The sequence below is a fragment of the Paracoccus caeni genome (assembly GCF_016629665.1).
In the GTDB taxonomy this organism is placed as follows: Bacteria; Pseudomonadota; Alphaproteobacteria; order Rhodobacterales; family Rhodobacteraceae; genus Paracoccus; species Paracoccus caeni.
Window position 1 is genome coordinate 468,214 of record NZ_JAEPRQ010000002.1, and the last position, 23,286, is coordinate 491,499.

Consider the following 23,286-nt stretch of genomic DNA (forward strand, 5'->3'; position numbering starts at 1 on the left):
TTAGTGCGGGCGGGACCGGGCCCCTCTGACGACACCCATTGTCGTGATGTCGGACCGCATCGAGCGTGCTCGATGCCAGGGGTCTGTCGCAGTTCAGTCATCTTCCGTTGGCCTCAGCACATAACCAACAAGGTGAGGTGAACATGGATTTTCTGCTTCTTTCCTTCATGGGCCAGCCGGTCTGGATGTGGCTGCTCTTTATCTCGCTGGTCATTGGTCTGCTGGTTCTGGACCTTGGCGTCCTGAACAAGGGCGATCATGAGATCGGCGTGTCTTCCAGTCTCAAACTGTCGGCTATGTATATCGCCATGGGCCTTGCCTTTGGCGGTTTTGTCTATTGGCAGATGGGGGGCGAGCCTGCCGCGCAATATCTGACCGCTTTCGTGGTCGAAAAGACGCTGGCGATGGACAATATCTTCGTGATGGCGCTGATCTTCAGCTTCTTCGCCATCCCGCGCAAATATCAGCACAGGGTGCTGTTCTGGGGTATTCTGGGCGTGATCGTGCTGCGCGCCATCATGATCTTCCTTGGCGCAACCATCGTCGAGCAATATCACTGGGTTCTGTATATCTTCGCGCTGTTCCTGGTCTTTACCGGGATCAAGATGCTGTTCGTGTCGGAAGAGCATCACAATATCGGCGAGAACAAGCTGCTGAAATTCATGCGCCGCCGGTTCAACGTGACCGATGATTTCCACGGCAACGCCTTTATCGTGAAGCTGCCGCATCCGAAGACCGGCAAGATCGTCCGCTTTGCCACGCCGCTGCTGCTGGCGCTGGTGATGATCGAGATCGCCGATATCGTCTTCGCGGTCGACTCGGTCCCTGCGGTGTTCACGATCACCACCGATCCCTATATCGTCTATACCTCGAACATCTTCGCGATCCTTGGTCTGCGCGCGCTGTATTTCGCGCTGGCAGCGATCCTGCACCGCTTCTCGTATCTGAAATACGCGTTGTCGGTTCTGCTGATCTTCATCGGCTCGAAGATCTTCATCGCCGACGCCCTTGGCTGGGAGAAGTTCCCGCCGGAATGGTCGCTGGGCATCACCTTCGCCATCCTTGGTGCAGGCGTGGCCTATTCGATCTGGAAGACCTCCGGCACGCAGCCTGATGCAGCCCTGACCGAGAAGAAGTCGGACGGCCATCACTAAGACCCGCAGCTACGGTTGACTGAACTGAAAGCAAGACAGTGCCCGTCCGATGGATGGGCACTGTTTCATATCAGATGCTCCATCTCGCCCCACGCCGCAGCCGATGGCAGAAAAGAGCGTGCCGGACCTCAGGAGACACGCAGCCCCGTGACCGCAGGGAATATCGGCGCTTCCCGCCCAAAGGTTAAAAAACTTGTGCAGATGCCCTTGCTTTGTCCTGCCCTGCCATTCCACAATGGGGATCGGGCAAAGATTTCGCCCGAGGTCGTATCAATTGCACCAGAACAGGATCGATGCAGGACCATGACAATCGGGGCGCGTCAGCCCCAGCCCATCTGTCCGAGGACAATGGCGAAGGACCGGAGGAGGACCGACGAAAGTCGGCCAATCCGACCAGACGACCCGAATCTTTCGACATCCTGACCAAGATCGCCCGTGATCCGCGGCGCGAGCGGCATTCGCTTGCAGTCCCGCCCACCAGCCCGATCAGTCTGACCTGCTTCGGCGACGGCCTGTCTGCTGCCGGGCGCCTGCGCATCAATGCTGCGCAGATGACCGCCCGCCCTCACCCTTATTCGCATCATCGTGGAAACCATGTTTCTTGAAATCGCCATCGTCCTTCTTCTGACCATGTTCAACGGCCTTCTGGCCATGTCCGAACTGGCCATCGTTTCGGCCCGGCCCGCCCGGCTGAAGGTCATGGCCGAGCAAGGCAGCGGCGGGGCGCAGACCGCCCTTGAACTGGGTGCGGAACCCGGCCGGTTCCTGTCCAGCGTCCAGATCGGCATCACGCTGGTCGGCATCCTGTCGGGCGCCTTTTCGGGCGCAACCTTGGGCACCCGGCTGGCCGCCTATCTGGTCGGCATGGGCGTTTCGCCCGCAATGGCGCAGACGCTGGCCGTCGGTGGCGTCGTCGTCGCGATCACCTATCTGTCGCTGATCGTGGGCGAACTGGTCCCGAAACAGATCGCGCTGCGCTCTCCCGAGACGGTGGCAAGCCGGATCGCACCGATCATCCTGTGGATCTCGCGGATTGCGGCGCCGATCGTCTGGGTTCTGGACAAATCCGGCAAGGCGGTGCTGTCGCTGCTGGGCCAGTCGGGGGAAAGCGACCGGGGAATCTCCGACGAAGAGATCAAGGTCGTCATTTCAGAAGCCCGGCTTGCAGGCGTGATCGAGCCTGCCGAGAAAGACATGATCGCAGGCGTCATGCGGATCGCCGACCGCACCGCGCGTGGGCTGATGACGCCGCGCCATGAGGTCGAGATGGTCGATATCCGCGACAGCATCGACGAGATCAAGCAGACCTTCATCAACAGCCGCCGGTCGCGTCTGCCGATCCGCGATGGCACCGATGACGAGATCATCGGCGTCCTGAACTGTCAGGACATGCTGGGCCGGACCGCCGCAAATACGCCCGATATCCGCCCGCTGATCCAGCAGGTGCCGGTCATCCGCGAGGGTCTGCCGGCGCTGAACGTGATCGAGCAGTTGAAGCAGACGCCGACGCATATGCTGCTGGTTTATGATGAATACGGGCATTTCGAGGGCGTCGTGTCCTCGATGGATGTGCTCGAGGCGATTGCGGGTGACTTCCCCGAACCGGGCGATGACGAGCCCAAGGCGATTGCGCGCGAGGATGGCGGCTGGCTGGTTGCGGGCTGGATGCCTGCGGATGAGTTCGCCGACATGATCGGGATCTCGCTGCCGGATGATCGCGGCTATGAATCGGTCGCCGGGCTGGTGCTGGATCATGCAGGCGTGCTGCCGGAACTGGGCGCGCGGATCGAGATCGGCGACTGGACGGTCGAGGTGGTCGATCTGGACGGGCGGCGGATCGACAAGGTGCTGGTCACGAAGAAAGAGGCCGAGAACGCCGGATAGGCGCGCAACGGCTGCGGGCGTTGCATTGGGTATTTGTGCAACGGAGAAGCGGCGGGTGCGGGAACGCCAGCAAATGCTGGGGTTTTGGCTGCACAGGGCGTACACCGGGGATGCACAGGCCGTACACAGGCTGTACACAGCTTGCGAACGGTGGGTGTTGCGTAGGGTGCGTGCTCTGCACGCACCTTTGGCGCGGTGCAAGGTGCGTGCAGAGCACGCACCCTACAGTGTGCCGTCCAATGCGTCGAAATATTGGGCGAGCAGGTCGGTGAGGGGTCTTGCGCCGCCGGTTCGGCTCATCTCGTCCAGCGACAGGCGGATCGTGCCGATGGAAAGCATTGCCAGCAGCCGCAGCGAAACCTCGCGCGCGGGATCGGGCCATTTCTGGCGCAGCGCCTCGAATAACAGCTTCTCATGTTCGATATAGCTGGCCTGTTTGCGGGCCTGCACCGATTCGCTTGAGCGCATCAGCCGGTCCATCGCCATCATTTCGTCCATCGGAAACGGCGCGCAGACCCGGATCACCGCATCGCGCATGGCGGTGAGCGGCGGTTTTTCCACGGGTTCATCATGCAAAGCCGCCACCAACATCTTGCCGGTGCCGCTTTGCAAGGACAGCAGAATGTCGTCCTTGGACTTGAAATAGGAAAAGAAACTGCGCCGCGAAATCCCCGCCTTTTCAGCGATATCGTCCAGTGTCGTCGCCTCGTATCCGCGCGCGATGAAAAGCGCGATCCCGGCATCGGTGATCCGCTGCGCGGTCTCGCGCCGCTTGCGTTCGCGCAGCCCCTCGCCCGGCAGACCGGCCTGCTCAGCTTTCGCCATATTTTTGCCCTTGATGCATTTTTGCACTCAGTGTAATTATCTTAATTCAAGTGATCATAGATTGAAAGGCGTCGAGATGGGACAGTGGACGACATCCAACATGCCGCGTCAGGACGGGCGGCTTGCGGTTGTGACCGGGACGGGCGGGCTTGGATATGAGGATGCGCTGGCCTTGGCCGCTGCCGGGGCGGATGTGATCATCGCCGGGCGCAATCCGGCCAAGGGTGAGGCGGCGGTGCAGCGGATCAGGTCGGCGGTGCCGGACGCCAAGATCCGGTTCGAGCCGCTGGATCTGGCGGATCTGCATTCGGTCGATCAGTTCAGCGCGCGCATGCGGGCCAAGGCCGAGCGGCTGGATCTGCTGATCAACAATGCCGGGGTGATGGTGCCGCCGAAACGGCAGGAAACTGTGGACGGGTTCGAATTGCAGCTTGGCACCAACTATCTGGGCCATTTCGCGCTGACCATCGGGCTGCTGCCGCTGCTGAAGAACGGCAAGGATGCGCGGGTCGTGTCGCTGTCCAGCATTGCGGCGCGGAACGGGGCAATCGACTTTGCCGATCTGAATGCCGAGCGCGCCTATCGCCCGATGAGCGTCTATAGCCAATCGAAGCTGGCCTGTCTGATCTTTGCGCTGGAACTGCATCGCCGCAGCCGGACGAATGGCTGGGGCATCGCCAGCATGGCGGCGCATCCGGGTGTCTCACGCACCGATCTGCTGCATAACGCGCCGGGCCGGTGGAGCATCATCGGCATGGCTCGCACGGTGCTGAGTTTCGCGTTCCAGCCTGCCGCACAGGGCGCGCTGCCGACGCTTTATGCCGCAACCGCGCCCGAGGCGGCTTCGGGGGAATATTACGGCCCCCACAGGTTCCGCGAAACTCGCGGCTATCCGATCAAGGCGGCGATCCCGGCGCAGGCCGTCGATGCCGAAGTGGCGACGCGGCTGTGGCAGGCATCCGAAGAATTGACCGGGCTGGCGGCGTAGGTTGCTCAGTCCGCCTGCGAACTGGCTTTGAAATCGGCAAGCTGGGCGTCGAAGGCGCGGCGAAAGGCCGGGCGGGCCTCGCCTCGGGCGACATAGGCGGCGATGGCGGGAAATTCAGCCAGAAGCTCGGTCCCGTGCAGCATTCTGAGGACAGCGATCATCATCAGATCGCCTGCGCTGAACCCGCCTTCCAGCCAGTCGTTACCCGCCAGTTGCGCGGTCAGAACCCGCAAGCGGTCGCGGATGCGCGATTTGAGCAGCGCCAGGCGTTCGTCATACCACGGCTTTTCGGTCTCGATAATCTGGGCCATGTCCATGTCGAAAATCGGCGGCTCAACCGTGTTGAGCGCGGCGAAAAGCCAGGTGATCGCCCGCGCCCGCGCATCGGCTTCTTCCGGCAACAGGCCCGGATTGTGCAAGGCGACATGCAGAACGATTGCGCCGGATTCGAAAAGGATCAGATCGCCCATTTCGTAGCTGGGGATCTGACCGAAGGGTTGCGATGCCAGATGGGTGGGCTGTTTCATCGCCTCCCACGAGACAAGGCGGGTGTTGTAGGGCTGGCCGACCTCTTCCAGCGCCCAGCGGACGCGCATGTCGCGCGCAAGGCCCGCGCCCTGATCGAGTGAGTTTGCGAATGCGGTAATAGTGGGGATCATTGGCACGCTTCCTCAGCAGTGCCGACAGCATGGCAAAGGCAGGCGTTTAAGTCCAGCCAGTGCCCATTGGTCGAAAAACGCGGCCCGACGGGGCCGCGTTTTCCGTATTGTCTCAGCGCCAGCCCAGTTCGGGCGCAACATGGGTCAGGATGCTTTCGATCACATGGGCGTTGTAATCGACGCCCAGCATGTTCGGCACCGTCAGCAGCAGCGTATCGGCCTCGGCAATCGCTTCATCCTCGCGCAGCGCCTTGACCAGCTTGTCGGGCTCATCGGCATAGCTGCGGCCGAAAATGGCACGGAACGTATCGATATTGCCGATCTGGTCGTCATCCTTGCCACCCCGGCCGAAATAGCGCCGATCCTCGTCATTGGTCAGCGCAAAGATCGAGCGGCTGACCGAGACGCGGGGCGTGCGGTCGTGACCGGCCTTCTCCCACGCATCGCGATAGACGCGGATCTGCCGGGCCTGCTGGACATGGAACGGCTCGCCCGACTCATCCAGTTTCAGGGTCGAGCTTTGCAGGTTCATCCCCTGCTCTGCCGCCCAGACAGCCGTGGCATCCGAGGCTGAGCCCCACCAGATCCGGTCGCGCAGACCTTCGGAATGCGGTTCCAACCGCAGCAGGCCCGGCGGGTTCGGGAACATCGGGCGCGGATTGGGACGCGCGAAGCCCTTGCCCTCCAGTTGCTGAAGGAACACCTCGGTATGGCGGCGGGCCATGTCCTGTTCGGTCTCGCCCTCACCCGGCTGATAGCCGAAATGACGCCAGCCATCGATCACCTGTTCGGGCGAGCCGCGGCTGATCCCAAGCTGCAACCGTCCACCCGCGATCAGGTCGGCGGAACCAGCGTCCTCGACCATGTAGAGCGGGTTTTCATAGCGCATGTCGATGACGCCGGTGCCGATCTCGATGGTCTTGGTGCGTGCGCCGATCGCGGCCAGCAGAGGAAACGGCGAGGCCAGTTGCCGCGCATAGTGGTGGACGCGGAAATAGGCCCCGTCGAGGCCAAGCTCTTCAGCGGCGACGGCAAGGTCGATCGATTGCAGCAACACGTCCGAGGCCGTGCGAACTTGCGAGCCACGGTCGGGCGACCAATGGCCGAAGGACAGGAATCCGATATTCTTCATCGTCGTCTCCGGGTCGCCGGTTCGCCGGCGACATTCGTATGGATTTGGTTGCAGCATATGTAGGAACGCGGCGGTCTGTTCACAAATGGCGGCACCGGCAGCCGGAGCACAAGCTCTGTGCATTCCTGCACAATGACCTGCAAGGTCATTGCCGTTCCGCGTCTGCGGGCTATCATTCGGGCATGATGCTTGATGATACGATGAACTTTGGCGAACATCTGCGCTGGTGGCGGGACTTTCGCCGCCGCAGCCAGCTTGATTTTTCGCTGGATGCCGAGATTTCGCAGCGCCACCTGTCGTTTCTGGAAACCGGGCGGTCCCAGCCGACGCGGGTGATGATCCTGCGGCTGTGCGAGGTGCTGGACGTGCCTTTGCGCGAACGGAACCTGATGCTGGTCGCGGCAGGGTTCGCGCCGGTTTACAAGGCGCGCGATCTGGCCAATCCGGCGCTGGCGCAGGCCGAGGCGGCGATCCGGCAGGTGCTGGACGGGCACGACCCCTGCCCGGCTTTGGCGCTGGACCGGCACTGGAACGCGGTGGCGACGAATGCGGCGGCGCGGCGGATCATGCAATGCGTGGCCGATCACAGCCTGATTGAACCACCAGTGAATGTGCTACGTCTGACGCTGGCGCCGGGTGGGCTGGCGGACCGGATCGTCAATCTGGCGGAATGGCGCGGGCATCTGATCCGCCGTCTGAAGCATCAATTCGCGCTGACCGGCGATCCCGGTCTGAACGATCTTCTGCGCGAGACCCAGCAATGGCCCGCGCCCGAGGATGTGCCGCATATGGACCCGGCCTCGATCATCGTGCCGCTGCGGCTTGCGACGCCGATTGGCGATCTGTCCTTCTTCTCAACCACGACGCTGTTCGGGATGCCGATGGACATCACCCTGTCGGAAATCGCCATCGAGAGCTTCTTCCCGGCGGATGAGGCGACCCGGACCCTGATGGCACAAGCGGCAGCCGAGGCATGAAAAAGGGCGGCACGCGCCGCCCTTGATCGCCCTTCACCCTGAAATCAGGCGCGGGCGCCGCTCTGGCTTGCTGCGGGACGCGCCCGGTATTCGGCCAGCGTCAGCACCGCCACCACAACCACCTGCAACAGCACGAAGGCCGTGCCGAATGCGTTCGGCTGTGTCACCAGCAGCACCAGCAGGCTTGCCAGCACCCAACCGGCATTCCCAAGGATCACCAGCCACACGCCCGCAGGCGACGGGCGGTCCATCATTCCGATCAGCGCCATCAGCAGCGCCACCGGGAACAGGACCAGCCCGGCATAGAACAGCAGCATCGGCGGCAGGTGCAAAAGCCCGGCCAGCCACACCCCCCCGATGACCAGCAGCGCCCCCATGGCAAGGCAGGTCAGCGCGTCCAGTATCAGCAATCTGTCGATGGTCATTTCCATGTCTCCTTTTTCAACTGCGGCCATCCTGCAGATCGCCCTGCCCCTCGTCGATTACGCCGGAGGTCATCGGAACGGATGCCGCGCCGGGCGTGAATGATGACCCGTCAGGTAATTGAGACGATGCAGCCAAGCGGACAGACTGGCCGCAGCAACAACCCGAAAGGCATGCTGATGCGCCCTCTGCGACATATTCTGATCGCGCTTGCGGTCGCGCTTTCCACCCCGGCCATGGCCGAAACAAACGAAGGAAAACCCCAGATGTTCGTCCGCGATCTTTATCCGCTGATCACCACGCCCGCTTTGTTCGAGGCGCGCGATTTCTATACCCGCCATTTCGGCTTTCAGGCCGCGTTCGAGGCAAGCTGGTTCGTCTATCTTTACGGGCCGGGCGAGGAAGGCACACGGGGCGCGGTGCTGGCCTTCATGCATCCCGATCACCCCTCTGTCCCGCCGGGGCCGGAAAGTTTCGACGGCAAGGGGATGATCCTGACCATCGAGGTCGCGGACGCGGCGGCGCTTTACCAGAAACTGACCGCCGAGAATGCGCCGATCATCCATCCGCTGACGGATGAGGAATGGGGCCAGCGCCGTTTCATGACGCGGGATCCCGCCGGGGTTCTGGTCGACGTGGTGGAACAGATTGATCCGCAGCCCGGATTCTGGGACCAATATCCAGCACCTGAAATGTGAGGCTGAAATGCGCAAGCTGGTCGTCTGGAATGTCATGACGCTCGACGGATATTTCGAGGGCGAAGAGGCTTGGGATCTTCGCTTCCACGAAACCATCTGGGGCGACGAGATGCAGGCATTCTCGGACCGCCAGACCGCAGAGGTCGGCGCGCTGATCTTTGGCAGGCGGACCTATGAGGGGATGATGGAATACTGGTCGGCACAGTCTGACCCGACCGCCATCTTCATGAACGGAATCCTGAAATACGTCGCTTCCGACACGCTGGAGCGGGCCGAGTGGAACAACTCGACCCTGCTGCAGGGTGACGTGGTCAAGGCGATCGGGGCGCTGAAGGCCGAACCCGGCAAGGATCTGTTCATCTTCGGCAGCGCCGATCTGGTCGCCGATCTGCTGCCCACCGGGCTAATCGACGAATATCGCGTGGCCGTGGCCCCCGTCCTGCTGGGCGGGGGAACGCCGCTTTTCAGGCCGATGGAGACGCCGATCAATATGCGGCTTCTGGATTGCGAGCAGGTCGGCAGTTCGGCGGTGATCCTGCGCTACGCCCTGACCTGACCCCGGAGTTCCTTGATGTTTCGCATAGGCGCATGGCTTTTGATCGTCACCTGCATCCTGCATCTGACGCTTTTCGCAATCGAGGCGGGGCCGTTCTTGGCGGGCTGGCTTGGCGGTCTGTTCTGGACGATGGAGCATTGGCAGCCCCTGACGCAGCAAAGCGAGGCGATGATCCTGAACGGAATGGCGTTCTGGCTATGGCCCGGCAGTCTGGCGCTGCCGACGCTGTTGCTGGGCCTGCTGCTGCTATGGCTGGACCGGCGCGGACAGTTGCTGCCGCGCTTTCCGGTGGTGATACTGGCGCTTTGGGCCTTGCTGCTGACAGCGATCATGCCGAATAGCGGCTTTCCTTTGGTCCTGATCGCCTCGGGGCTGATGCTGCTGGGCAAACCGCGCCGGGGATGGGCGTAACCGGGCCTGTCCCGGAAGCATACTGAACTGGCAAGTCAGCGCCGATCAGTATCATCGCCAATTGACAAGCTACGCGGAGTCCCGCGAAATCCGTGGCGTGCTGCGATCATTCCGTCAGAGCATTGACCTTTAACTGACTTTTTACACCGGAACCAAAAAATGAAGACACTTTCCGCATTTGCCCTGGCTGGCATTCTGGCCGCCACCCCCCTTCTGGCCGAGGTTGACGACGCCGACCGCACGGCCATCGCCGAAGCATTCGACACGCTGATCTCGGATCTTGAGAACGGCAATTATGAAAACATGATCGACAACATGCCCCCGGCCATTCTGGAGATGATGGCGGCGCAGGCAGGCGGCGATCTTGAGACGCTGAAGCCGATGATCGCGCAACAGATGGGCGCGGTCTTGGAGCAGGCCGAGATCATCGAATTCACCTATGACATCGACGGCGCGACCACCGGCACCAGCGAGGAAGGCCGCGATTATGCGATCGTGCCGACCGACACGATCACCGGCATCGGCGAGCAGAAGATGCAGACCGTCGGCTCGACCCTTGCGCTGGAAGATGGCGACAAGTGGTATCTGGTGCGGATGGAAACGCCGCAGCACAGCGCCATGATCGGCCAGCTTTACCCGGATCTGGCCGGGCTGGAATATGACGAGACGGTCATTACCCCCGTCGAGTGATCTGCAATCCCGCCGCTGTCAGGCTTTCAGCACCACACCGACAAGGGTGATGGCGACAGCGGCGGGAATGGCGAAGTTCAGAAGCAGGATCGGCGCCTCTTGCGAGTAGGTATAGCCCGCCTGCGTGACCCCCACCCACATATTGACCAGCGTAATCAACAGCCAGACCGGGATGAATGCCCGGATGGCGGTGGAAATGCCTGCGGCGTCTCCGCCCCACAGCTTTCCGAACAGCGCGAAGGTGGCCAGCAGCATGAAACCGCCGCAGATCACCATGACCATATGCATCAGCTTTCCTCCGGTTCTGTGGACGCCGCTGGGCCGCGTCGCCCTTGATTTGCCATGCCGTTTCACCAGCATCGCCAGAATCGTCCCGCCTGTCACCCCGCAACCTGCAGTGGCGTGAACCCGGCAACCGCAAGGCCGTTTGCCGGGGCGGCACCGATCCGGCGGTGAACATCGCTGAAATGACGCTGACGGTCTGCCGAAATTAACTTGTATTTTCCGCAACAGAAAACGCGGCCATGGCAGATGAAAATGCAGGATAAATTGTCTTATCCGACTTTCAGAATGACGCGGTGCCGAAGGGCATGCCAATATTTATGGCATGTCTAAAGAGACAGGTCGGAGATTTTATTTTCCTCTGAAAATCCGGCTTGAAAGGTCGGAAATAGCTGGGTGAATCTTTATTGATTGGCCAATCAACAACCCGGCGCGAGATCGGGAATTTTCAAGGACATACAAGGACTTTCCTGCCGCGGCAGGTTTACCTTCCTGCCCGGATCGACTATGAGGTAGGCCATGACCGAGAGAGAGAATATCAACTCTCGAGTGTCTGATGACGCTTACCGCGGCCTGACGCCGCGTCGTTTTTGGATGCGAAGCCGTCGTTTGTCGGACTTGATCGGCCCAACCTGCCGCTATCTCTATTCTCCAGCTCGGTCAAAATCAAAAATCGAAAGGGAGAGTAATGAATAAGTTCACGTCTTTTGCCGTCATCGGTGCCGTGGGTTGCCTGATGTCCACGGCAGCCTTCGCCCAGGACGAAGCCGCCTGTGGCGATCTGTCGATTGCGCAGATGGGCTGGGCCTCGGCCGAAGTCATCACCGAAGTCGCCAAGTTCCTGCTGGAACAGGGCTATGACTGCAAGGTCAGCCTGGTGAATTCCGATACCATCCCTGCCATCACCTCGGTCGCCGAAAATGGCGAACCGGACGTGGTCACCGACCTGTGGCTGAACTCGGCTGGCGAGGCTTACACCAAGCTGGAAGAAGCCGGGACCATGGAAACGGTCGCCCAGGTGCTTGATCCCGGCGGGGTCGAGGGCTGGTGGATCCCGACCTATCTGGCCGAGGCGCATCCCGAACTGAAGACCATTCAGGGCGTGATGGAGAATCCCGAACTGGTCGGTGGCGTGTTCAACAACTGCCCCGAAGGCTGGGGTTGCCGGGTGGTCAGCGACAACCTGATCCGCGCGCTGGATCTGGAATCCTCGGGGATCAAGGTGTTCAACCATGGTTCGGGCGAGACGCTGGCATCCTCGATGGGCTCGGCTGTGACCGCGGAAGAGCCGTGGTTCGGCTATTACTGGGGTCCGACGGTGCCGCTGGGCAAATACGACATGACCCAGGTGTCGCTGGGCGAATATGACGAGGCCAAGTTCACCCCGCTGCAAAACCCGAATGCGCCCGATCCGCAGGTCTCGGAATTCCCGGCCGCGCCGATCGTCACCGCGGTCACCGCGAAGCTGGTCGAGGAAAAGCCCGAGATCGTGGACTTCTTCCGCAAAATGACCTTCAAGACCGACGATATGAGCGCGCTTCTGGCATGGCAGGATGAAAACAGCGCCTCGGCAGAAGAGGTCGCGGTGCATTACCTGACCAACAACAAGGACGAATGGTCCGGCTGGCTGTCGGATGGCGCCCGCGAGAAGCTGTCGGCTCTGCTGCAGCAATAATCGTCTGATACCACGCAAGCACGGGTCGGCGCCATCACGGTGCCGACCCCTTCCTTACCAAACATTCAAGTGGCGCGATCCACGGAGGGAAGATGGCGAGCTATGCCAAGTTTTTTGACGCTCTGGGCCTGAGGGAATGGTGCGACGGCGGCGCGGGCGGCGATGGCCCGATGTCGATGGCCGATCTGATGGCGCAGGCGCGCAGTGGTGCCGGTGGGGCCTCGGGTGGGGGCGGCAGCGGCGGCTCTTTCTGGGATTTGCCGCTGCCTTCGCTGAACAATTTTCACGATGCCTGTCAGGCGATCCCGCAGACCCGCGATCTGACCATCGGTCTGGAACGCGCCTTCCTGTCGGCGCGCGACGCGCTTCGGATCGTGCTGGACCCGCTGACCCAACCGCTGAGCTGGATGCTGCGGGAAATGCTGTGGCTGATGACCGCGACGCCGTGGTTCATTATGCTGCCGATCCTGCTGTTGGTGACGTGGTTCGTCGCCCGGTCGTGGAGCGTGGTTCTGCTGGTCGCAGCCTCGCTGGGCTTCCTGACCGTGGTTGACCACTATACCGCCGCCATGCAGACGCTGGCGATCATCTTTGTCTGTGCCTTCATCTGCGTGCTGTTCGGGGTGCCGCTTGGCATCGCCATGTCGCGCAGTGACCGGCTGCAACGGATCGTGACGCCGATCCTCGACATGCTGCAAACGCTGCCAGCCTTCGTCTATCTGATCCCGCTGATCTTCCTCTTCTCGGTGACGGAGCCAAAGCTCTACGGCATCGCCATCATCCTTTACGCGATCGTGCCGGTGGTCAGGCTGACCGATCTGGGCATCCGTCTGGTCGATCGCGACGTGATCGAGGCCGCCAATGCCTTTGGCATGACCAGCCGCCAGAAGCTTTTCGGGGTGCAGATCCCGCTGGCGCTGCCGAACATCATGGCGGGCGTCAACCAGACCATCATGATGAGCCTTGCGATGGTCGTCATCGCCTCGCTGGTCTCGGCCCCCGGTCTGGGCGTGCTGGTGCTGCGCGGTATTCGCAACCTCGAACTGGGCGTCGGCCTGATTGCGGGTTTCGGCATCGTGCTGCTGGCCATCGTGCTGGACCGTGTCACCAAGGCATCGCTGGCGCGCATCGATGTCAGCCAGTCTTCGCGGCACTGAGGAGGGATTGCGATGAGCGACAAACTCAAGATTTCGATCCGCAATCTGTACAAGATTTTCGGCGACAATCCCAGATCCGCTTTGGCCGATGTGCTTGGCGGCATGTCCAAGACCGAGCTTCTGAAGACCCGCCGCCACGTCCTTGGCCTGCGCGACATCAACGTGGACATGAAAGAGGGCGAGATCACCGTGGTCATGGGCCTGTCCGGTTCGGGGAAATCCACCCTGATCCGGCACCTGAACCGGCTGATCGAGCCGACCTCGGGCGAAGTTCTGGTCGATGGCGAGAATATCCTGACCTTCGGTGAGACCAAGCTGCGCGAGTTGCGCCGCAAGACCATGTCGATGGTGTTCCAGAAATTCGGCCTGCTGCCGCATCGCACGGTTCTGGACAATGCCGGGATGGCACTGGCGACGCAGGGCGTCAAACGCGCCGATTACGAGGTCGAGGCCCGCCGCTGGCTGGAGCGTGTGGGCCTTGGCGGTCAGGGCCGGCAATATCCGCACCAATTGTCGGGCGGCATGCAACAGCGGGTGGGCATCGCCCGGGCGCTGACCTCGAATTCGGGGATCATGCTGATGGACGAGGCGTTCTCGGCACTTGATCCGCTGATCCGCACCGACATGCAGGATCTGCTGATCGAATTGCAGAACGAGCTTCACAAGACCATCGTCTTCATCACCCACGATCTGGACGAGGCGCTGAAGCTGGCCGACCATCTGGTCATCCTGAAGGACGGCGCCGTGGTCCAGCAGGGCGAGCCGCAGGACATCCTGCTGAACCCCTCGGACCCTTACATCGAGGACTTCGTGCGCGACATCAACCGCGCCCGGGTGCTGCGGGTCCGCTCGGTCATGCAAGAGGGTCCGGCAGAGGGCGAGGTTTCGGGCGAGATCAGCGATACCGACAATCTGGAAAGCGTCATCGCCGTATCGGGCGGGGCGATGGACCGCCGCTATCGGGTCATGGCCGAGGGCAAGCCGGTCGGCGTGCTGGACATGTCCACGCTGATGCGTGCGCTGGTGCCGCGGCATCCGGGCTAGAAGTGCCGTCGCCGCATACGGTTTCTTAACCAGCTTCGGGCGAAGATGGCGCATGTCGCGCTATCTTCGCCTTCGTTATTCCGGGGTTCCGATCTTCTTCACCGTCGCGCTTGCGGATCGCGGCGGGCGGTTGCTGGTCGATCATGTCGCGACGCTGCGCCGCGCGGTCGAGGTGACGCGGGCCGAGCGGCCTTTCGGGATCGAGGCATGGGTGGTGTTGCCGGATCATCTGCATTGCATCTGGCGACTGCCCGAGGGGGATTGCGATTATTCGACGCGGTGGCGGTTGATCAAGGCAAGGTTCTCGCGAAGCGTGCCGATGGGAAAGCTACGCGAGAGCCACGTCCTGCGAGGCGAGCGTGGGGTTTGGCAGCGGAGGTTTTGGGAGCATCACATCCGCGATGAAAATGATTTCGCGGCGCATATGCGATATTGTTGGTTCAATCCTGTGAAACACGGCTATGTCGAGCGCCCCGAGGATTGGCCCTTCTCCTCATATCACCGCGACAAGTCCGCAGGGATCGTAACGTAGGGTGCGTGCTCTGCACGCACCGTTGGTTGTGGTCGCGAGGTGGAATGGTGCGTGCGGAGCACGCACCCTACTCTTGCTACGTTTGCTGTGGTAAGGCGCGAATAATTTCATTGAGCGGCTCGATGTAGGATTCCCGAAAATCGGCGTACCGGATATCTGCTATTATAGCCGGAATTTCCGCATTATCTAATCGGGCGGGTATTATTTTTGGCCCATTGCCTGACAGTGAACGGGCCAAGAACGCATTCCATTCCTTCTTTACCCACGCCTTTCCTAAAGATGCTTCTGATATAAAGAATATTGCAAAATCCGAAACGGTGGCCGCCTCATTTATTTTATCGACTATCGACTCACCTATTTTTATTTCAAACTCGTCCATCCATGGCGACAGTTCGAAACTGATTAGATCTCGATATATACGCCTTACAATTTCCTTGTCCTCGCTGGCATGGCACAAAAAGACTTTGGTCCCCGCCCTTGGGCTAGTCATCCGCGAGATCTCTCTTTCCAAAAGCTCATTAACAATAAATGCATATTCGTTTAGAATATCTAGGCTATGCTGACTGGATATCTTCTTTATTCCATATTTCCGCCCTCCCAGTTGCTCCATTATGACGTGATATCTACTAAATAAATCACTCATCATTGCCTTACGGAGGTGAGAATGCGGTATAATAAAATACCCTTTGGTGATAACTGGATCACCAAAATATACGTATGCGCAAGCAGTTCCTATTTCACGCTCATTCTCAAGAGGAAGATAGTCGTCATCATGTGCCAATGCTTCGTGCCACAAAACTGCATCGTAGTCTGAAAAAGCTGCGTAGCTACCGTATTTTAGCAGCCAATCTCGACCAATCCATTCATCATCATCGTTGAAACCAATTCTGCCCGCGAATGGGCCAGCCGTGACGGCGACACAGCTGCTCTCCACGACCTCGAATTTCCAACTATTGAGTTCCTCACCCATCCATCTTCAACGCCTGAATAAACGCCGTCTGCGGGATCTCCACCTTCCCGAACTGGCGCATCTTCTTCTTACCAGCCTTCTGCTTCTCCAGCAGCTTTTTCTTCCGCGTCGCGTCGCCGCCATAGCACTTGGCGGTCACGTCCTTGCGCATGGCGGACAGGGTTTCACGGGCGATGACTCGGGCGCCGATGGCGGCCTGGATCGGGATTTTGAACATGTGCCGGGGGATCAGCTCTTTCAGCTTTTCGACCATCACCCGGCCACGCGCCTCGGCGCGGTCGCGGTGGACCATGATCGACAGGGCGTCCACCGGCTCGTCATTCACAAGGATCGACATCTTGACCAGAAAATCCTCGCGGTATTCGCTGATCTGGTAATCGAAGGACGCATAGCCCTTGGTCACCGATTTCAGGCGGTCGTAGAAGTCGAAAACCACCTCGGCCAGCGGCAGGTCATAGACGACCATCGCGCGCGAGCCCGCATAGGTCAGGTCCAACTGGATGCCGCGGCGGTCCTGGCAAAGCTTCAGCACGTCGCCCAGATATTCATCGGGCACCATGATCGTCGCCTTGATCCGCGGTTCCTCGATATGGTCCACATGGGTCAGATCGGGCATGTCGGCGGGGTTGTGCAGGTCGCGGATCTCTCCGTCCCGCATATGCAGCTTGAAAACCACCGACGGGGCGGTGGTGATCAGGTCCAGATCGTATTCGCGCTCCAGACGGTCGCGGATCACCTCGAGGTGCAACAGCCCAAGGAAGCCGCAGCGGAAGCCAAAGCCAAGCGCGGCCGAGGTTTCCATCTCATAGCTGAAGCTCGCATCGTTCAGGGCAAGTTTCTCGATGGCGTCGCGCAACGCCTCGAAATCGTTGGCATCGACCGGGAAGAGGCCGCAGAACACCACCGGCTGCGCGGGTTTGAAGCCGGGCAGCGGCTTGTCGGCGGGTTTGCGTTCATGGGTGACAGTGTCACCCACACGCGTGTCGCGGACCTGTTTGATCGAGGCGGTGAAAACGCCGATCTCGCCCGGTCCAAGCTGATCGATATCCTTCATCGCAGGCGTCAGCACCGCCAGCTTGTCCAGCCGATAGGTGGCACCGGTCTGCATCATCTTGACCTGATCGCCCTTGCGGATCACCCCGTCCATGACGCGGATCATCACCACGACGCCCAGATAGGAATCATACCAGCTATCGACCAGCATCGCCTTCAACGCCGCATCGCGGTTGCCGGTCGGCGCGGGCAGGCGCTGGACAATCGCCTCCAGCACGTCGGGAATGCCGATGCCGGTCTTGGCCGAGATCGGGATCGCGTCCGATGCGTCGATGCCGATGACATCCTCGATCTGCGCCTTCACCCGGTCGGGCTCTGCCGCCGGAAGGTCGATCTTGTTCAGCACCGGGACGATGTCGTGATCGGCGTCGATCGCCTGATAGACATTGGCCAGCGTCTGCGCCTCGACCCCCTGCGTCGCGTCCACGACCAGAAGCGAGCCTTCGACCGCGCGCATTGACCGGCTGACCTCATAGGCGAAGTCCACATGGCCAGGCGTATCGATCAGGTTCAGCACATAGGTGCGACCGTCCTCAGCCGGATAGCTGATCCGCACGGTATTGGCCTTGATGGTGATACCCCGCTCTCGCTCGATATCCATGCTGTCCAGCATCTGGGCCTTCATGTCGCGTTCGGCGACAGTCCCCGTCATCTGGATCAGCCGGTCGGCCAGCGTGGATTTACCGTGGTCGATATGCGCCACGATGGAGAAATTGCGGATCAGGTCAAGCTCGGTCATGGCGGGGCTATACAGGGGCTGAAGGGGCGCGGGAAGAGGGTTTCGCTGGATCAGCTTTCGCCGGGTTTCACGACGCTGTCGATGGGGCTGTCGACGGCGCTGTCAGCGGGGGTCTTGGCAAGGCTGCACGGGGTGCGGCGGCGGCGGGTCGCCTCGCGCCACATGGCATAGCCGCCGGCCAGCGCGATCAGCCCGGCACCGGCAAGCGTCATGGCGTCGGGGCGTTCGCCAAAGACCAGCGCGGCGACGATCAGGGCAAAGCCAAGCCGGGTATAGCGGAAGGGCGCGATGACCGATGCCTCGCCCTGCCGGGTCGAGGCGACAAGCGCGGCATAGCCCGCAGCGCCAAAGATCGCCGCGCCAAGGATCATGCCGATCCCGGCGGGCGTCGGCATCACCGGCCCTCCCGGCATCACCGCCAGCAAGATCAGCGAGACCGGCACCATCGCCCCATAGGCCGAAGCCGACAACTGATCCGAGGGAATTTCCGCCGCGATCCGACGCGTCGCCAGATCGCGCGCGGTCAGCGCGACGACGCTGGCCAGCGCCCAAAGTGCTGCGGGCTGGAATGCATCGGTACCGGGTCGCAGGATCATCAGCACGCCGACAAAGCCCACCCCCACCGACAGCCACCGCCGCCAGCCGACCGTCTCGCCCAGAAACAACGCCGCGCCCAGCACGATCATCAGCGGCAGCGCCTGCAGGATCGCCGCTGCCGAGGCCAGTTCGCCCACAGCCAAAGCGGTGACGAAACAGACGCTGCCCGCCACCTCACCCAGATTTCGGGTGACGACCAGCGGATGACGCAGGGCGGGCGACCACAGCCGCTTTCCCTGCCATGCCAGCCGCGTCCAGAAGATCGCCAGCCCCAACAGCCCCAGCATCGCCAGCAATTGTGCGACCGGCATCAGCGTGGTCATCTGCTTCAGAAAGGCGTCCTCGACCGCGAACAGCGCCATCGACAGGGTCATCAACCCGGCGGCGCGGGCATTCGGTGTCATGGCCGTTCGTCCAGTTCCGCAACCAGCCCCGGCAATTCCGAGATCGAGCCGATCTGGCGCAGCTTCGGATGATCCGGCGCGTCGGTCTTTTCCACCGCCCATGTCAGTTCATGCGGGATGAAGACGCCATGCCCGCCCAGTTCCAGCACCGGCAGCACATCGCTTTTCATCGAATTGCCCGCCATCAGGAAATCGCCCGGCGCGATGCCGTGTCGGTAAAGGACGCGCGAATAGGCTTCGGGCGTCTTGTCGGCAAGGATTTCGACCGCCTCGAACCGCTCCGCCAGACCGGAGGCGGCCACCTTGCGTTCCTGATCGATCAGGTCGCCCTTGGTGATCAGGATCAGGCGACGACCCTCCAGCGCGTCAAGCGCCTCGGGGACGCCTGCCAGCAGATCGACGGGATGGGCCAGCATCTCCTGACCGAGTTCCAGAATACGGGCAATGGCGCGGGGATCGATGCGCTGATCGGTCACTTCCAGCGCGGTCTGCACCATCGACAGGATGAAGCCCTTGATGCCAAAGCCATAGCGGGCAAGGTTCTTGCGCTCGATATCATACAGCCGGTCGCTGATCGGCGCGTCGGTATGTTCGGCCAGAAGCGCGGCAAATTCTGCCTCGGTCACGCGGAAGAAAGTCTCGTTCTCCCACAGCGTGTCATCGGCATCCAGCCCGATGGCGTTAATCATGCTGGCCCCTCTGCGCTGCCGATGGATTGCCCCCGCTGAAAGCGAGACCATGCCCATACGAACTTGTCAAATCGGTGGCGCCTTCGGCCTGCCCCTGCCCCTCTCAGTCACGGCCCATCACAGAACATCGGGCGTGGCGATTCGCGTGTCGCGATCCGGGCGCGCTGTGGGCCGACAGGTGCCTGATCACGGCACAAGATATTGACAGGTCAGGCAGCTTGACCAGACGATCCGGTTTCCCGCTACAGATTGAGCGGTGATGACATTTCTGCTATATCTTGTGACCTGAGCGGGAAATTAAAGACCGGATTCAAACCGGCCTCTCGCCACGAGGACCAGGAAACCGAGGAGACAGTTCCATGTTCAACCGCATTCTGATTGCGGCGGCTGCCATCGTGATGACAGCGCCGCTGGCTATGGCGGGTCCGATCGACAGCGCCTGTGTGCGCTCTGACCGGGCGCGCGGCAATGCACCGCTTTGCGGCTGCATCCAGCAGGTCGCGAACCAAAGCCTGTCGCGTTCGGATCAGCGGCGCGCGGCCAACTTCTTCCGCAACCCGCACGAGGCGCAGGAGGTCCGCATGTCGAAAAGCAATGCCGACAATGCCTTCTGGACGCGCTACAAGGCCTTTGCCGAGCGGGCCGAGGCCTATTGCCGCTAAGGCGACAGGGCCTTGCGCATCACCGTTCTGACCGGCGCCGGGATTTCGGCGGAAAGCGGGCTGGCGACGTTTCGCGCCAGCGACGGGCTGTGGGAAAATCACCATATCGAGGATGTGGCGACGCCTGAAGGCTTCGCCCGCGATCCCGAACTGGTCCAGCGCTTTTATAACGAGCGCCGCGCCAAGGCGGCAGCGGCCAAGCCAAATCCGGCGCATGAGGCGCTGGCCTGGCTGGCGCGAGAGCACGATCTGACCTTGGTGACGCAGAACGTGGACGACCTGCACGAACGCGGCGGCAGCGCGCAGGTGATCCACATGCATGGCTCGCTGGTCCGGGCTTTGTGTGCCGCCTGCGGGCAGCGTTGGGATGCGCCGATGGTGATGAACGTCACCGACCCCTGCCCCTTCTGCGGCAAACAGGCGACCCGGCCCGATATCGTCTGGTTCGGCGAGATGCCCTATTTCATGGAGCAGATCTGGGAGGCGCTGGAACAAGCCGAGATTTTCGCGGCCATCGGCACCTCGGGCAATGTCTATCCGGCGGCCGGTTTCGTGCAGCACGCGGCGCGGTCCGGCGCGGAATGTATCGAGCTGAACCTAGACGCCAGCGCCAATGCCCACGACTTCGACCGCCGCATTCTGGGACCGGCCAGCCAGACCGTGCCGGAATGGGTCGCCTCGCTGGGCTGAGGCACCTGAATACCACGCTGCCACCATGCATTCCGCCTGATCCGGCGTGACGTCAAGGCAAGCGCGCAACACAGCCACCACCTTTGGTCGCAACACCCCTGAATTTTCTTCCCCTGTCCTCACGAATTGGTTAATCCCGATATGCCTCGGTTCCGGGTTTTTGCCCGGTGAAAAGGGAACGCGGTGCGATTCCGCGACTGCCCCCGCAACTGTCAGCGGCGAGCGAGGCCGGATGATGCCACTGCCTGCATGTTGCGGGCGGGAAGGCCCGGCCAAGCGATGACCCGCGAAGTCAGGAGACCTGCCAAGGCAATCACCCTGAGTGCATGCGGGGCGCATGTGCAAAGCGGACGCTCCGTCGTGGTGATATGTGCCGTTCCGCAGCCCTGCGGAACAGATGTCATCCCGCCCGCCCGGCATGGCTCCGGTCCGGGTCACCCGAAGGAACGCCCCATGCGCCGCAGCATCCGCGCCGTATTGACCACCAGCGCCGCCCTGTCCCTGATCCCCGCTTTGCCATTGTCGGCGCAAGAGATCACCGATCAGCCGGTGCTGCTGCAGACCATCACGCTGAGCGCCAACCGCGAAGAAACCGAACGCGACCGTTCCGGCAGTTCCGTCTCGGTCCTCGACGCCGAGGATCTGGATGGCCGCGCGGCCGAGCCGATCTCAAGCAGCATCTCTCGCCTGCCGGGCGTCTGGCTGAACCAAAGCGGCCCGCTGGGCACCACCGGCGCGCTTCGCGTGCGCGGCGCGCCCACCCATTACCTGCCGGTTCAGATCGACGGCATCGATGTCAGCGACGTCGCCGCAGGCCAGCCTGCCTATGATATCGGCGGGCTGATCGGGGCTGATATTTCGCGGGTCGAACTGCTGCGGGGGGCGCAATCGGCGCTTTACGGCTCGCGCGCGATTTCGGGCGTGCTGAGCCTGCAATCGCTGCGCCCGACGGAAGACGGCATTCGCCATCATTTCACCCTGGAATCTGGCAGCTACAATACGTTGCTTGGCAGCTATGGCATCACCTTCCGGCAGGGGGATACCGATCTGGCCTTTTCGGCCACCCGTGTCCGCACCGACGGCTTCTCGGCCAAGGACGAGAATGACGGCAATTTCGAGGAAGATGGCTACAAGGCGACCCGGTTGAGCTTTTATGCGTCGCATAGCCTGCAGAACGGCGTCACCTTCGGGGTGAATGGCTTCCGCGAGAACAGCACCGGCCATTTCGACGATTGGATGGGCGATGCGGCGGGCTCGCCGGGCGATGATTATACAGACCGCAAAAGCTTTGGCCTGCGCGGTTTCGTCCAGTTCCAGACCGGCGCGGTCGATCACGAATTGTCGGCCACGCGCTATCATCAGAACCGGACCAGTTGGTCGGATGGCTGGGGGTCGGAATTTGTCGGCTCTCGCACAACTCTGGCCTATCAGGGCGCAACCGATCTGGGCGCGACCGGCGGCCGCTTCGTCTTTGGCGCGGATACCGAAAAGGAAAGCGCCTCGGGCAATTCCGCCGGCAATGGCGACACAAGGATGAACGGCGTGTTCGCCGAAGTGACCTCGCCCTTGGGCGAGCGCGCCGATCTGGCTGTCTCGTTGCGCCGTGACGATCATTCGCGTTTCGGCCATTTCACCTCTGGCCGTCTGGCGGGCGTCTATCGCCTGCAGGATGACCTGCTGCTGCGCGGCTCGATCGGCAACGGCTTCCGTGCGCCGTCGCTTTACGAACTTTACGGCCCCTACGGCGATCCGACGCTGGAGCGCGAAGAAAGCGAGTCGGTCGAGATCGGCATCGAAAAGCGTTGGGGCGAAGACAGCTATCTGCGCGCCACCGCCTTCTGGCTGAAGGCCGAGAACCTGATCGGTTGGGATGACCGCGACACGCCAGAGTGGGCCGATGACGGCTACAATCAGGTCGATGGCACCGCCCGCCGCAAAGGGGTCGAACTTGACGGCCGTTACGCCTTCGCGCCGGGCTATGCCCTGACCGGCGCTTATACTTATACGGATAATGATGTGGCGTCCGAATGGGCCAAGGTTCCGGTCCATCTGCTCAATCTGGGTATCGAAGCAGAATTTTCCTTCGGCACCAAGGCGCATCTGAACCTGCGCCATGTCGCCAAACGCCCGGATGATATGAAGGATTTCACCACGGTCGATCTATTGCTGACCCATCCGGTCCGCGAGAATGCCGAGGCTTATCTGCGGCTCGAAAATATCTTCGATGAGCAATATCAGTTGGTTGACAGCTACGGCACCTCGGACCGCGCGGTCTATGTGGGCGTTCGTGCCTCGTTCTGAGGCACCATACGCGCCCGAGCGCGAAGGGCAGCGCCCGTCTGACGGATGGGCGCTCTACAGTGCGTTCGCCATATTGTTTCGCGCGCATTTTTCA

At 61.6% G+C, this 23,286-nt stretch carries 25 protein-coding genes and 1 riboswitch; of the genes, 16 read left to right on the forward strand and 9 right to left on the reverse strand.

What is annotated here, in order from left to right; genetic code table 11:
* Positions 1 to 143: 143 nt before the first annotated feature.
* The 3 genes from JJJ17_RS08910 to JJJ17_RS08920 all read left to right on the forward strand — a co-directional run bounded on the left by JJJ17_RS08910 (position 144) and on the right by JJJ17_RS08920 (position 3,038).
* On the forward strand, positions 144 to 1,154 hold the full coding sequence (locus JJJ17_RS08910) for a TerC family protein (protein ID WP_200685558.1): 1,011 nt from the start codon (positions 144 to 146) through the stop codon (positions 1,152 to 1,154).
* Between the two features lie 293 nt (positions 1,155 to 1,447).
* On the forward strand, positions 1,448 to 1,759 hold the full coding sequence (locus JJJ17_RS08915; protein WP_200685560.1) for a hypothetical protein: 312 nt from the start codon (positions 1,448 to 1,450) through the stop codon (positions 1,757 to 1,759).
* Entirely contained in the window at positions 1,749 to 3,038 is a 1,290-nt protein-coding gene (locus tag JJJ17_RS08920) for a hemolysin family protein (RefSeq protein ID WP_200685562.1), read from the forward strand. Before JJJ17_RS08915 ends, JJJ17_RS08920 begins: the two co-directional genes overlap by 11 nt.
* 222 nt (positions 3,039 to 3,260) lie before the next feature.
* On the opposite strand, the gene JJJ17_RS08925 is transcribed toward JJJ17_RS08920, so the two are convergent.
* Positions 3,261 to 3,863 carry a TetR/AcrR family transcriptional regulator gene (locus tag JJJ17_RS08925; protein ID WP_200685564.1) on the reverse strand — a complete coding sequence of 201 codons (603 nt, stop codon included), beginning with the start codon at positions 3,861 to 3,863 and terminating at the stop codon, positions 3,261 to 3,263.
* A 76-nt stretch (positions 3,864 to 3,939) separates the two neighbouring features.
* On the opposite strand from JJJ17_RS08925, the gene JJJ17_RS08930 reads away from it, so the two are divergent.
* Complete coding sequence (locus tag JJJ17_RS08930) at positions 3,940 to 4,851, forward strand: SDR family oxidoreductase (protein WP_200685566.1); 912 nt, start codon at positions 3,940 to 3,942, stop codon at positions 4,849 to 4,851.
* Positions 4,852 to 4,856: 5 nt separating this feature from the next.
* Here JJJ17_RS08930 and JJJ17_RS08935 read toward each other — a convergent pair whose 3' ends face one another.
* Together JJJ17_RS08935 and JJJ17_RS08940 are read right to left on the reverse strand one after the other, a co-directional pair.
* The gene (locus tag JJJ17_RS08935; RefSeq protein ID WP_200685568.1) at positions 4,857 to 5,510 is read right to left on the reverse strand and encodes a glutathione S-transferase family protein; all 654 of its coding nucleotides are present in this window, start codon (positions 5,508 to 5,510) and stop codon (positions 4,857 to 4,859) included.
* A gap of 112 nt (positions 5,511 to 5,622) precedes the next feature.
* Positions 5,623 to 6,642, reverse strand: coding sequence for an LLM class flavin-dependent oxidoreductase (locus JJJ17_RS08940; protein WP_200685570.1), 1,020 nt, complete (start codon positions 6,640 to 6,642; stop codon positions 5,623 to 5,625).
* A 182-nt stretch (positions 6,643 to 6,824) separates the two neighbouring features.
* On the opposite strand from JJJ17_RS08940, the gene JJJ17_RS08945 reads away from it, so the two are divergent.
* The gene (locus tag JJJ17_RS08945) at positions 6,825 to 7,619 is read left to right on the forward strand and encodes a helix-turn-helix domain-containing protein (RefSeq protein WP_234463989.1); all 795 of its coding nucleotides are present in this window, start codon (positions 6,825 to 6,827) and stop codon (positions 7,617 to 7,619) included.
* 44 nt (positions 7,620 to 7,663) lie between these two features.
* On the opposite strand, the gene JJJ17_RS08950 is transcribed toward JJJ17_RS08945, so the two are convergent.
* Complete coding sequence (locus JJJ17_RS08950; protein WP_200685572.1) at positions 7,664 to 8,044, reverse strand: hypothetical protein; 381 nt, start codon at positions 8,042 to 8,044, stop codon at positions 7,664 to 7,666.
* A 177-nt stretch (positions 8,045 to 8,221) separates the two neighbouring features.
* On the opposite strand from JJJ17_RS08950, the gene JJJ17_RS08955 reads away from it, so the two are divergent.
* The 4 genes from JJJ17_RS08955 to JJJ17_RS08970 all read left to right on the forward strand — a co-directional run bounded on the left by JJJ17_RS08955 (position 8,222) and on the right by JJJ17_RS08970 (position 10,397).
* Positions 8,222 to 8,740 (forward strand): VOC family protein, encoded by a 519-nt coding sequence (locus tag JJJ17_RS08955; RefSeq protein WP_200685574.1) that lies wholly within the window; start codon positions 8,222 to 8,224, stop codon positions 8,738 to 8,740.
* Between the two features lie 7 nt (positions 8,741 to 8,747).
* Complete coding sequence (locus JJJ17_RS08960) at positions 8,748 to 9,296, forward strand: dihydrofolate reductase family protein (RefSeq protein ID WP_200685576.1); 549 nt, start codon at positions 8,748 to 8,750, stop codon at positions 9,294 to 9,296.
* A gap of 15 nt (positions 9,297 to 9,311) precedes the next feature.
* Complete coding sequence (locus JJJ17_RS08965; RefSeq protein ID WP_200685578.1) at positions 9,312 to 9,707, forward strand: DUF6463 family protein; 396 nt, start codon at positions 9,312 to 9,314, stop codon at positions 9,705 to 9,707.
* A gap of 159 nt (positions 9,708 to 9,866) precedes the next feature.
* Positions 9,867 to 10,397 carry a hypothetical protein gene (locus JJJ17_RS08970; protein WP_200685579.1) on the forward strand — a complete coding sequence of 177 codons (531 nt, stop codon included), beginning with the start codon at positions 9,867 to 9,869 and terminating at the stop codon, positions 10,395 to 10,397.
* An 18-nt stretch (positions 10,398 to 10,415) separates the two neighbouring features.
* Here JJJ17_RS08970 and JJJ17_RS08975 read toward each other — a convergent pair whose 3' ends face one another.
* Positions 10,416 to 10,781, reverse strand: coding sequence for a hypothetical protein (locus JJJ17_RS08975; protein WP_200685581.1), 366 nt, complete (start codon positions 10,779 to 10,781; stop codon positions 10,416 to 10,418).
* A 586-nt stretch (positions 10,782 to 11,367) separates the two neighbouring features.
* Between JJJ17_RS08975 and JJJ17_RS08980 the strand changes: the two genes are divergently transcribed.
* The 4 genes from JJJ17_RS08980 (at position 11,368) to JJJ17_RS08995 (ending at position 15,087) form a co-directional block, all read left to right on the forward strand.
* Positions 11,368 to 12,354, forward strand: a complete 987-nt coding sequence (locus JJJ17_RS08980) for an ABC transporter substrate-binding protein (protein WP_200685583.1) — start codon at positions 11,368 to 11,370, stop codon at positions 12,352 to 12,354.
* A gap of 92 nt (positions 12,355 to 12,446) precedes the next feature.
* Positions 12,447 to 13,511, forward strand: a complete 1,065-nt coding sequence (locus JJJ17_RS08985) for an ABC transporter permease (protein WP_200685585.1) — start codon at positions 12,447 to 12,449, stop codon at positions 13,509 to 13,511.
* Between the two features lie 12 nt (positions 13,512 to 13,523).
* Positions 13,524 to 14,555, forward strand: a complete 1,032-nt coding sequence (locus tag JJJ17_RS08990; RefSeq protein WP_200685587.1) for a quaternary amine ABC transporter ATP-binding protein — start codon at positions 13,524 to 13,526, stop codon at positions 14,553 to 14,555.
* Positions 14,556 to 14,607: 52 nt separating this feature from the next.
* The gene (locus JJJ17_RS08995) at positions 14,608 to 15,087 is read left to right on the forward strand and encodes an REP-associated tyrosine transposase (RefSeq protein WP_200685589.1); all 480 of its coding nucleotides are present in this window, start codon (positions 14,608 to 14,610) and stop codon (positions 15,085 to 15,087) included.
* 76 nt (positions 15,088 to 15,163) lie between these two features.
* Here JJJ17_RS08995 and JJJ17_RS09000 read toward each other — a convergent pair whose 3' ends face one another.
* Genes JJJ17_RS09000 through JJJ17_RS09015 form a run of 4 tightly spaced genes read right to left on the reverse strand, consistent with a single transcriptional unit; the run spans position 15,164 to position 19,539 of the window.
* Entirely contained in the window at positions 15,164 to 16,057 is an 894-nt protein-coding gene (locus JJJ17_RS09000) for a toll/interleukin-1 receptor domain-containing protein (protein WP_200685591.1), read from the reverse strand.
* Positions 16,050 to 17,849, reverse strand: coding sequence for a translation elongation factor 4 (lepA, locus tag JJJ17_RS09005; protein ID WP_200685593.1), 1,800 nt, complete (start codon positions 17,847 to 17,849; stop codon positions 16,050 to 16,052). The genes JJJ17_RS09000 and lepA overlap by 8 nt, the downstream gene beginning before the upstream one ends.
* A 50-nt stretch (positions 17,850 to 17,899) precedes the next feature.
* Entirely contained in the window at positions 17,900 to 18,850 is a 951-nt protein-coding gene (locus JJJ17_RS09010; protein ID WP_200685594.1) for a DMT family transporter, read from the reverse strand.
* Entirely contained in the window at positions 18,847 to 19,539 is a 693-nt protein-coding gene (locus JJJ17_RS09015) for an HAD family hydrolase (protein WP_200685595.1), read from the reverse strand. The genes JJJ17_RS09010 and JJJ17_RS09015 overlap by 4 nt, the downstream gene beginning before the upstream one ends.
* Positions 19,540 to 19,898: 359 nt before the next feature.
* Here JJJ17_RS09015 and JJJ17_RS09020 point away from each other — a divergent pair, with 359 nt between their 5' ends.
* The 3 genes from JJJ17_RS09020 (at position 19,899) to JJJ17_RS09030 (ending at position 23,192) form a co-directional block, all read left to right on the forward strand.
* A complete protein-coding gene (locus tag JJJ17_RS09020; protein WP_200685596.1) occupies positions 19,899 to 20,201 on the forward strand; it encodes a hypothetical protein in 303 nt (100 codons plus the stop codon).
* Positions 20,202 to 20,213: 12 nt separating this feature from the next.
* Positions 20,214 to 20,891, forward strand: a complete 678-nt coding sequence (locus JJJ17_RS09025) for an NAD-dependent deacylase (RefSeq protein ID WP_200685597.1) — start codon at positions 20,214 to 20,216, stop codon at positions 20,889 to 20,891.
* A 130-nt stretch (positions 20,892 to 21,021) separates the two neighbouring features.
* Positions 21,022 to 21,213, forward strand: a riboswitch (cobalamin riboswitch).
* A gap of 131 nt (positions 21,214 to 21,344) precedes the next feature.
* Positions 21,345 to 23,192 carry a TonB-dependent receptor plug domain-containing protein gene (locus tag JJJ17_RS09030; RefSeq protein ID WP_200685598.1) on the forward strand — a complete coding sequence of 616 codons (1,848 nt, stop codon included), beginning with the start codon at positions 21,345 to 21,347 and terminating at the stop codon, positions 23,190 to 23,192.
* The last annotated feature ends 94 nt before the right edge of the window (positions 23,193 to 23,286 follow it).

Coding starts and splice junctions, on each gene's coding strand:
- JJJ17_RS08910 (WP_200685558.1), top strand. CDS start 144: ATGGATTTTCTGCTTCTTTCCTTCATGGGCCAGCCGGTCTGGATGTGG.
- JJJ17_RS08915 (WP_200685560.1), top strand. CDS start 1,448: ATGCAGGACCATGACAATCGGGGCGCGTCAGCCCCAGCCCATCTGTCC.
- JJJ17_RS08920 (WP_200685562.1), top strand. CDS start 1,749: ATGTTTCTTGAAATCGCCATCGTCCTTCTTCTGACCATGTTCAACGGC.
- JJJ17_RS08925 (WP_200685564.1), bottom strand. CDS start 3,863: ATGGCGAAAGCTGAGCAGGCCGGTCTGCCGGGCGAGGGGCTGCGCGAA.
- JJJ17_RS08930 (WP_200685566.1), top strand. CDS start 3,940: ATGGGACAGTGGACGACATCCAACATGCCGCGTCAGGACGGGCGGCTT.
- JJJ17_RS08935 (WP_200685568.1), bottom strand. CDS start 5,510: ATGATCCCCACTATTACCGCATTCGCAAACTCACTCGATCAGGGCGCG.
- JJJ17_RS08940 (WP_200685570.1), bottom strand. CDS start 6,642: ATGAAGAATATCGGATTCCTGTCCTTCGGCCATTGGTCGCCCGACCGT.
- JJJ17_RS08945 (WP_234463989.1), top strand. CDS start 6,825: ATGATGCTTGATGATACGATGAACTTTGGCGAACATCTGCGCTGGTGG.
- JJJ17_RS08950 (WP_200685572.1), bottom strand. CDS start 8,044: ATGACCATCGACAGATTGCTGATACTGGACGCGCTGACCTGCCTTGCC.
- JJJ17_RS08955 (WP_200685574.1), top strand. CDS start 8,222: ATGCGCCCTCTGCGACATATTCTGATCGCGCTTGCGGTCGCGCTTTCC.
- JJJ17_RS08960 (WP_200685576.1), top strand. CDS start 8,748: ATGCGCAAGCTGGTCGTCTGGAATGTCATGACGCTCGACGGATATTTC.
- JJJ17_RS08965 (WP_200685578.1), top strand. CDS start 9,312: ATGTTTCGCATAGGCGCATGGCTTTTGATCGTCACCTGCATCCTGCAT.
- JJJ17_RS08970 (WP_200685579.1), top strand. CDS start 9,867: ATGAAGACACTTTCCGCATTTGCCCTGGCTGGCATTCTGGCCGCCACC.
- JJJ17_RS08980 (WP_200685583.1), top strand. CDS start 11,368: ATGAATAAGTTCACGTCTTTTGCCGTCATCGGTGCCGTGGGTTGCCTG.
- JJJ17_RS08985 (WP_200685585.1), top strand. CDS start 12,447: ATGGCGAGCTATGCCAAGTTTTTTGACGCTCTGGGCCTGAGGGAATGG.
- JJJ17_RS08990 (WP_200685587.1), top strand. CDS start 13,524: ATGAGCGACAAACTCAAGATTTCGATCCGCAATCTGTACAAGATTTTC.
- JJJ17_RS08995 (WP_200685589.1), top strand. CDS start 14,608: ATGTCGCGCTATCTTCGCCTTCGTTATTCCGGGGTTCCGATCTTCTTC.
- JJJ17_RS09000 (WP_200685591.1), bottom strand. CDS start 16,057: ATGGGTGAGGAACTCAATAGTTGGAAATTCGAGGTCGTGGAGAGCAGC.
- lepA (WP_200685593.1), bottom strand. CDS start 17,849: ATGACCGAGCTTGACCTGATCCGCAATTTCTCCATCGTGGCGCATATC.
- JJJ17_RS09010 (WP_200685594.1), bottom strand. CDS start 18,850: ATGACACCGAATGCCCGCGCCGCCGGGTTGATGACCCTGTCGATGGCG.
- JJJ17_RS09015 (WP_200685595.1), bottom strand. CDS start 19,539: ATGATTAACGCCATCGGGCTGGATGCCGATGACACGCTGTGGGAGAAC.
- JJJ17_RS09020 (WP_200685596.1), top strand. CDS start 19,899: ATGTTCAACCGCATTCTGATTGCGGCGGCTGCCATCGTGATGACAGCG.
- JJJ17_RS09030 (WP_200685598.1), top strand. CDS start 21,345: ATGCGCCGCAGCATCCGCGCCGTATTGACCACCAGCGCCGCCCTGTCC.